A 7,369-nucleotide genomic window follows, 5' to 3' on the forward strand; every position below is an offset into this window, starting at 1 on the left:
AGTATATTCGAATATATTGAAATGTTCTATAATCGAATTAGAAGGCATTCAGCTCTGGGATATAAATCTCCGGTATCATTTGAACTGGAGGATATAGCAGCCTAACTAAACTTTGTGTCCGTTGAAGCAGGGGAACTTCACATCTCTCACTTCGACCGTAATGTTTTTGTCTTGAAAAAACATTTTATTTGGAGTTTTGACAAAGTAAAATTCATGTGAATTAATATTTCCGAATCCAACTGTAAGCTTATTTACTTGCGAAACAATGTCAACCTTAGATTTGAGAATTTGTTTTTCAACATTTTGTCTGACGGTGTCGCTTATTATTGTTTTGAAAAAGAAAGCAGATGTAGATATGTAACGCAATATAAATAGGAGTAATTTTATAATTAATAATTTCTTTTTCTTATTCATGATATTAACTCCTCATTTTTCTTTTGTTTGTTAGCTCCACAGTTCTCTTTTATCCTGTCTGACTTTCCTCTCGTAAGACAGGATAACTCTTGTGCTTCCAACAGAAGTAACCATTTGTCATGAGGGATTATATGCTTATTTTTTATACAGTAAAGTGACAACAACCCAGGGTTTAAACTCAAAAAAACAATGAATGTCTGATGCAAAGTTTTCTCTGTCTGCTATTCTGTTTTTTTCTTTTATGCAATCATTGAGATACTTATAAGAGTTGAATTCAATTAGATCAAAATATATGTTTACAAACTTTTGTTTGCCGGTGATGACACGTGTGTCAAATAAAATTAATTTATCTGTTTTTTTGCCACTATATTCGATAACGTTTGTAAAGCAATCCTTATCAAGTCTGGCGCCAGCATTTAAGAAACTAAACCTACCTTTAAAATGATCTAGAGGGGTAGCCTTTTCTGTTTCTGAATAGCCATTTATATTAAAAGTATTGTTTTCTATTTTTGAATTGTATTTTTCATCCTTCCAATGAGTATTTCCATCTTTATGATATGAACGATGCATTTTAACATTGTGATGTGTCAGGGAACCATATATGTCTTTTCCAATGCGTAACCATGCTAAACAAAATATTTTATTGCCATTCGTTGCAAGTAATATTATTTTTTTCATATTAGGCGCTATAAAGCATTAAGCCAGACATGACTATTATGAAGACAACATCATTCACGCAACCTGAAGCGTCAGCCCATCAATTCTCGAAGTCCTTAACTTCCCGACTCTGACATATACCAATTTTTGCCCTGCTTCCTTATTAGCAGTTGCAAGCTCCATATTTTTATCTGAGAGTTCTTTGTCGTATTCAGGGAGCAGAACAATCATGGCGTTATCAGGTATCTTGCCTTCTATCTCGGGATGCTCAAGGAGATATAATTCAAACTCGGTTGAAAGCTGCTGATTTTTTCTGAACAATTCTTCCTTTGTCATTTTATTATCCTCCTAAGATATCTCTCTTTATATCTTGCCCAATTTTCATTTATATCTATGTCAGCCAATGTCAAGGCTTCGTTAAAGTCTGCTTCTCCCAAAAATATTTTCTCTTTGCTGCCGTCAAAGTTCAGCAAATCTTTATGTGCTAAACCATGAGCCGTATCATATCTGACAACAGGCATCCATTGGTTCTCAATAAATATCTCGTATTGAACTGCAAATCCGGTCACTTTACCATGTTCTGTAATATGTTCATGGCGCTTCCTGTCAGTATCTGTGAGCATAAAAATATATGTTTTCTTTAGCATAGTCTAATATCTGTTAAAAAATCATTTATGTGATGAATCCATTATAGCGATTAAGGATTAATCCATCAAGCAAAAAACGCTTTTCATTGGGGGCTGAAACAAGAAGATTCCTGACCTGCCGGAATGACGGCAAAAAGAATGAGATTGTGGAAGATTATGACACACCCCTTGATCCCCTGCTTAAAGCACCTACGGTTGGTCTTTTTAGAGGGGGACTATGGTGGGGACGTGAAAACCATTTGAACGTATGGCCTTATTTCATCGCAGAGCTGACAGCCGCCTTGATCACATCCGAAGCAAAGCCCCTTCGCTGGAGCATTCCGTACAGCCTTCTCTTTATGACATCTTCAGGCCGGCTTCTTAATGTTCTCAGGCTTTTTTCAACAAGTTTTTTTGCGGCTTCGTCTTCGTTCTCTTTTGTATGGGAGGAGATAACTTTATTGATAAGGCCTCTTTCTATCCCGCGTTTGTAAAGAAAGAGTTCCGCGCCTCTTTTGCCGAGCAATTTCTTTTCTACCGCGTGCTTCAGCAGTCCGTCAGCAAGGATTTCGTCGTTAATAAGCCCGGCACGTTCGAGGTATTCAATTGTGCCATTGATCTCCTCGTCTTCAAAGCCCTTTATCTTCAGCCGATGGAGCATCTCTTTACGGCTTCGGGGACGGTACTCGATGAGTCTCAGGGCGTAACTTTTTGCGTCAGCTTGAGAACCTCTCAATATCGGGTTCCTTCTTTTTGACTGAAGATTTTTTGGCGGGGTCTACATAGTCAGGGGAGGCTTTATAAACCTCGACCATCATCCTGAAGTCTTCTTTGTTCTTGGCCTTGCTCAATGCTTCGCCATATTCGATAGCGCCTTCTTTATACATTTTAAAGATGGCCTGGTCATCAACAGCAGGGATATCTTTCCCGTCTTTGCCTTTATCGCCCTTTCTGGTGTCATCCATGAATCTGGAGGTTGACTGTATGCCTCTGACCATAAGCGCGAAGTCATCGGGGTTGGTGGACCTGGTAAGGGCATCCTCGTATGTTATCAAGCCGTCTTTGTAAAGGCCGAGAAGCGACTGGTCAAATGTCTGCATGCCATACTGGGTGGAGCCTTCAGCGATATAGTCGCTGATCAGGCCGGTCTTCTCCTTGTCCTCGATACACCCCTTGACGGTCTTGGTTGCTATAAGCACTTCGATAGCCGCGACCCTGCCTTTGCCGTCAGCCGTCGGCACGAGCCTCTGTGATATTATCGCCTTAAGCACGGACGCGAGCTGTATCCTCATCTGCTGATGCTGGTGGGGCGGAAATACGGTGATGATACGGTTGACAGTCTCGGTTGCGTCAACCGTATGGAGCGTGCTGAGAACAAGGTGCCCCGTCTCAGCCGCAACAAGAGCGGTCTGGATAGTCTCATGGTCGCGCATCTCTCCCACAAGTATTACGTCAGGATCCTGCCTCAGGGATGCCTTCAGCGCCTTGCCGAAAGATTCCGTGTCAGAGCCTGTCTCTCTCTGGTTCACGATGCTCATATTGTCCCTGTGAAGGAACTCTATCGGATCCTCGATCGTCATGATGTGCTCATGCCGTGTGCTGTTTATGTAATCAATAATAGCGGCAAGGGTGGTTGATTTACCGCTTCCCGTTGCGCCTGTGACCAGAATGAGCCCCCTTGCTTCAGAAGCTATCTTCTTAAGGATAGGCGGCAGCAGCAGGTCGTCAATGGACTTTATCTCCATCGGGATGACCCTGAAGACTATGCCTACGGTGCCTCTCTGTGAGAAGCAGTTGCATCTGAACCGCCCGAGCCCCGGAATACTGTATGCGACATCGACATCCTTTGACTGTTCAAAGACCTTGCGATGATACTCGTTGAGGATGGAAGCGGCTATATCTTTGGTATCATCGGATGAGAGCCTTTCTTCCCCCTCCATGTGGACGAGTGTTCCGCTTATCCTGATTATCGGCGGGCTGCCCACTTTAATGTGGAGGTCGGATGCCCCCATGGCGACCGTCTTTTTCAGTAATTCGTTTATATCTCTTGCCATATTCTTATTTCTTTGGCCTCTTCATGCCGTATGCCTCAAGCACTTTGTCCTCTATCTCATTGGCGATCTCAGGGTTTGCCTTGAGGTATTCCTTGGTGTTGTCTCTCCCCTGTCCTATCCGGTTGCCATTATAAGAATACCACGCTCCTGACCTTTCTACAATTCCCTTTATCACCCCGTGCTCAATGATCTCGCCGGTCCTTGAGATGCCCTCATTGAAGTATATATCAAATTCCGCCTGCTTAAAGGGCGGGGCTACTTTGTTCTTCACTACCTTCACCCTGACCCTGTTCCCGACAGACTCCTGAGCGTCTTTCAGCTGCTCTATCTTCCTGATATCAAGCCTGACCGATGAGTAGAATTTCAGGGCGTTGCCACCGGTGGTGGTCTCCGGGTTCCCGAACATGACGCCTATCTTCATCCTGATCTGGTTTATGAAAATAACGGTTGTATGGCTTTTTGAGATGGCTGAGGTGAGCTTTCTGAGAGCCTGGCTCATCAGCCTCGCCTGAAGCCCCGGAAGGCTCTGCCCCATGTCGCCCTCTATCTCTGCCTGCGGAACGAGCGCGGCAACAGAGTCTATAACGATTATATCAAGCGCGCCGCTCCTCACGAGCGTCTCTGTCACTTCAAGCGCCTGCTCTCCTGAGTCCGGCTGGCTTAAGAGAAGTTCGTTTATATTAACTCCGATCTTCTCGGCGTATGTTACGTCAAGTGCGTGCTCCGCATCTATAAACGCGGCAGAGCCGCCTGCCTTCTGCGCCTGTGCTATCGCATTAAGCGTGAGGGTTGTTTTGCCTGATGACTCAGGCCCGTATATCTCAATGACCCTGCCTCTCGGGAAGCCGCCTACGCCGAGCGCTATATCAAGGCCGATGGAACCGGTTGGTATCACCTCTATCTCAACCCTGCCCTCGGAGCCTAACTTCATTATGGAGCCTTTGCCAAACTGCTTCTCTATCTGTGAGATTGCCACTTCCAATGCCTTTAAACGGTTCTTGTCAGTCATTGCGCTCCTCCGGGATATTGTTATTCGTTATAAGTGAATCGTCTATTGTACTTATAAATATTATGGTTTAGCCAAAAGCGCCTCTGAGATCTTTGTATATACAGACCCTGAAGCTGTAAGGCTGCTCTTTATCAATGCTACTGTCTTAACCTCAAATGACCCCTGGTTCTTCACCTTCCCTGACGTGACCGCTTCGAGCAGGGCATCTTTGTTTGCAAGTGACCTGAACCTCCCTATCGTCAGATGCGGGCTGAATTCTCTCTTCTCAGGCTTAAATCCGAAATGGGCCATGCTGATATCAATGCCTTTCTGAAGATCAATGATATTATTGCTGCCGTTCAAGCCTGCCCACAATACCTTCGGCGACCTCATTCCGGGGAATACTCCCAGCCCGGTCATCTTTAGGCTGAAGGCCTTAAAGCCTCTGCATGCCTCGCTGATATTCGCTGATATCTTCTCAAGTTGCTCTTCTTCTGTATCGCCCAGGAACTTGAGTGTAAGATGGATGTTTTCCGGCCTGACCCACCTTATCTCAGCCCCGTATTTTTTAAGCGCTGTCTGGGTTTCCGCCAGTGACTTCTTTATCTCTTCAGGCAGCTCTATGGCGATAAAACATCTCAGCATGCCCTATAGGATAACATATCAAAGAGGCATGGTAAATTTAATAAATTAACCTGAAGAGCTGCAGGCAGATATTGGAATATACAGCAGCAAGCACATCATCAAGCATGACCCCCAGGCCTCCGTGCACAGCCTTCTCAACCTGCCTGACAGGAGCGGGCTTGACCACATCAAAGAGCCTGAATACAAAGAATCCTGCGATGAGCCACGGCAGCGTCTTTGGAAGAAAGAGCATGGTTATCAGATAGCCGCAGACCTCGTCGATCACGATATGTCCGCTGTCTGTCTTTCCGAGCAGCTTTTCAGACTTGCCTGCCGCATAGACGCCGAGGATGAAGAGCGGGATGAATATTGAGATGAGGAGCCAGTCTCCCCGAATAGTTGTCATGTCCAGCATATATGCAAGCAGATATACAAGGACAGCGGCAGCGCCAGTGCCCCATGTGCCGGGCGCTATCGGCATGAAGCCTACAAAACCGAGTGTGGCTATGTGCTGCGGCAGCTTTTTTAACATTGTTAACCTTTTGCCGTCATTCTCGCACCAGAAGTAGGCGCCTTAAGCGAGCGGAGCGCGTCGGGAATCTGCTTTAGAAACGATTCCGGACAAGCCGGAATGACTGCTTATGTTTTTATCCCTCTATTATTTTATAGGAATGTTCGATCTTCGCTCCTGCTCCAAGTGTTGCGCCTACAGAGCAGTACTTATCAAGCGAGAGTTGTATCGCCCTCTTCAGAGCCTCCTCAGATACATCCTTTCCTTTTACTACATACTCGATATGGAACGAGGTGTATCTATGCGGGTCGGTTTCAGCCTGCTCGGCAAAGACGTTTATCTCGAAGCCTGTCACTATCTGCTGCTTCTTCCTCATTATTGATATGACATCCATCCCTGTGCATCCGCCCAGTCCCATCATTAAGAGTTCCATAGGCCTTGAGCCAATATTCCTGCCGCCTGAAGAAGCAGGCGCATCCATTATTACTTTATGTCCTGAATCTGCGCTTCCCGTAAACTGCATCCCGTCAATCAGCTTAACTGTAGCCTTCGGCATTAATGACCCTCCTGAAATATATTGTATTTTCTAAAGTAAGGGAATGGCGCTTTTTTGTCAATTGGAAGAAATAAAAAAAAGGCCCACTGACTGTTTGCAGTGAGCCTTTTTGAATATAAGTGAAGCCGTGTTTCAATCTCTCTTTTTTCTGAAACTGATGCCGGCAATTGTTATGAAAGCGAATAGGAGGATGGCGGCCTTCGGATACTTCACCCCATAGACTAACGGAGTAAGTGCGATCCTTGTGGTGGTTCTTAAACCTTCATGCCTGCTGATGTAATCAGCTATCGGCGGGGAATTTTTGTAATAAAAACTTACAAATGCCTTTCCAACATAATTTGTCAAAAGATAGTTGTCCCTGAACTTCCTCAAAACCATGACTTCAGGGTCAAGGTAGCTGCCGTAAGCTGCTGTGGCTATGAAGCATCCTCCGCCACCGCCTCCGCCAGAACCGCTGTCAGAACTTGCTACACTCGGCCCGCCCTGGTCGATTATCGTTCCATCAGCAGTAAGGTCGTCATCACCCCTCTGACCGTCAACAAAGTGGAGTATTATCGTGTTGCCGTTTATCTCAGCGCCTGTTGTGCCGTCATAAAGGAACTCATACCAGTGAGCTGTATGGTTATCAGGCGTCGGGCCGTATTTGTGATAAGTGGCGGGGTCAGGGCCGGCTGTATGAATTGTCAATGTTGCCGCCGCTCCGGGTGCAAGCCCGGTTATGGTAAAGTCGAAGAATCCGTATGGGAATGCGGCTGCAGGAGCATCGGTTGGTGAAGGGTTGCCTGTGGCAAGCACACTGCTCAGCGCAGTGCCTTCAGATGATGCGAGCGTCACATATTCCCGCAGGTCGTTTGTAGGAAGCGAGGCGACATTGTCCTGCTGACAGTCAGGTATGCCGTCGTTATTGCCGTCAAAGTTCATATCGCTGCCGTCAGGCCC

General features: G+C 45.8%; 11 protein-coding genes. 1 reads left to right on the top strand and 10 read right to left on the bottom strand.

The window, feature by feature from the left end; translation table 11 throughout:
* A partial coding sequence (locus HY807_09925) for an IS3 family transposase (protein MBI4826717.1) occupies nucleotides 1-105 on the top strand: 105 nt, incomplete at its 5' end.
* Nucleotides 106-549: 444 nt separating this feature from the next.
* Here HY807_09925 and HY807_09930 read toward each other — a convergent pair.
* From HY807_09930 to HY807_09975, 10 genes are all read right to left on the bottom strand, one after another.
* Nucleotides 550-1,092, bottom strand: a complete 543-nt coding sequence (locus HY807_09930) for a hypothetical protein (protein MBI4826718.1) — start codon at nucleotides 1,090-1,092, stop codon at nucleotides 550-552.
* Between the two features lie 54 nt (nucleotides 1,093-1,146).
* The gene (locus HY807_09935) at nucleotides 1,147-1,407 is read right to left on the bottom strand and encodes a hypothetical protein (GenBank protein ID MBI4826719.1); all 261 of its coding nucleotides are present in this window, start codon (nucleotides 1,405-1,407) and stop codon (nucleotides 1,147-1,149) included.
* Nucleotides 1,404-1,718, bottom strand: a complete 315-nt coding sequence (locus HY807_09940) for a hypothetical protein (protein MBI4826720.1) — start codon at nucleotides 1,716-1,718, stop codon at nucleotides 1,404-1,406. The genes HY807_09935 and HY807_09940 overlap by 4 nt, the downstream gene beginning before the upstream one ends.
* A gap of 253 nt (nucleotides 1,719-1,971) precedes the next feature.
* On the bottom strand, nucleotides 1,972-2,433 hold the full coding sequence (locus tag HY807_09945; protein ID MBI4826721.1) for a regulatory protein RecX: 462 nt from the start codon (nucleotides 2,431-2,433) through the stop codon (nucleotides 1,972-1,974).
* Nucleotides 2,414-3,751, bottom strand: coding sequence for a type IV pilus twitching motility protein PilT (locus HY807_09950; GenBank protein ID MBI4826722.1), 1,338 nt, complete (start codon nucleotides 3,749-3,751; stop codon nucleotides 2,414-2,416). The genes HY807_09945 and HY807_09950 overlap by 20 nt, the downstream gene beginning before the upstream one ends.
* A gap of 4 nt (nucleotides 3,752-3,755) precedes the next feature.
* Complete coding sequence (gene recA / locus HY807_09955; GenBank protein MBI4826723.1) at nucleotides 3,756-4,760, bottom strand: recombinase RecA; 1,005 nt, start codon at nucleotides 4,758-4,760, stop codon at nucleotides 3,756-3,758.
* 60 nt (nucleotides 4,761-4,820) lie between these two features.
* Nucleotides 4,821-5,384, bottom strand: a complete 564-nt coding sequence (gene thpR, locus HY807_09960) for an RNA 2',3'-cyclic phosphodiesterase (GenBank protein ID MBI4826724.1) — start codon at nucleotides 5,382-5,384, stop codon at nucleotides 4,821-4,823.
* Between the two features lie 37 nt (nucleotides 5,385-5,421).
* Nucleotides 5,422-5,895: a phosphatidylglycerophosphatase A gene (locus HY807_09965; GenBank protein ID MBI4826725.1), complete on the bottom strand. Its 474-nt coding sequence runs from the start codon at nucleotides 5,893-5,895 to the stop codon at nucleotides 5,422-5,424.
* Between the two features lie 115 nt (nucleotides 5,896-6,010).
* The gene (locus HY807_09970; protein MBI4826726.1) at nucleotides 6,011-6,430 is read right to left on the bottom strand and encodes an OsmC family protein; all 420 of its coding nucleotides are present in this window, start codon (nucleotides 6,428-6,430) and stop codon (nucleotides 6,011-6,013) included.
* A 132-nt stretch (nucleotides 6,431-6,562) separates the two neighbouring features.
* A partial coding sequence (locus HY807_09975; protein ID MBI4826727.1) for a hypothetical protein occupies nucleotides 6,563-7,369 on the bottom strand: 807 nt, incomplete at its 5' end.

The organism is Nitrospirota bacterium, assembly GCA_016207885.1.
Taxonomy (GTDB): Bacteria; Nitrospirota; Thermodesulfovibrionia; order UBA6902; family UBA6902; genus JACQZG01.

Bases quoted from the DNA above. Each gene is read 5' to 3' on its own strand.
- HY807_09940 (MBI4826720.1), bottom strand. From the start codon at position 1,718: ATGCTAAAGAAAACATATATTTTTATGCTCACAGATACTGACAGGAAG.
- thpR (MBI4826724.1), bottom strand. From the start codon at position 5,384: ATGCTGAGATGTTTTATCGCCATAGAGCTGCCTGAAGAGATAAAGAAG.
- recA (MBI4826723.1), bottom strand. From the start codon at position 4,760: ATGACTGACAAGAACCGTTTAAAGGCATTGGAAGTGGCAATCTCACAG.
- HY807_09970 (MBI4826726.1), bottom strand. From the start codon at position 6,430: ATGCCGAAGGCTACAGTTAAGCTGATTGACGGGATGCAGTTTACGGGA.
- HY807_09965 (MBI4826725.1), bottom strand. From the start codon at position 5,895: ATGTTAAAAAAGCTGCCGCAGCACATAGCCACACTCGGTTTTGTAGGC.
- HY807_09950 (MBI4826722.1), bottom strand. From the start codon at position 3,751: ATGGCAAGAGATATAAACGAATTACTGAAAAAGACGGTCGCCATGGGG.
- HY807_09935 (MBI4826719.1), bottom strand. From the start codon at position 1,407: ATGACAAAGGAAGAATTGTTCAGAAAAAATCAGCAGCTTTCAACCGAG.
- HY807_09930 (MBI4826718.1), bottom strand. From the start codon at position 1,092: ATGAAAAAAATAATATTACTTGCAACGAATGGCAATAAAATATTTTGT.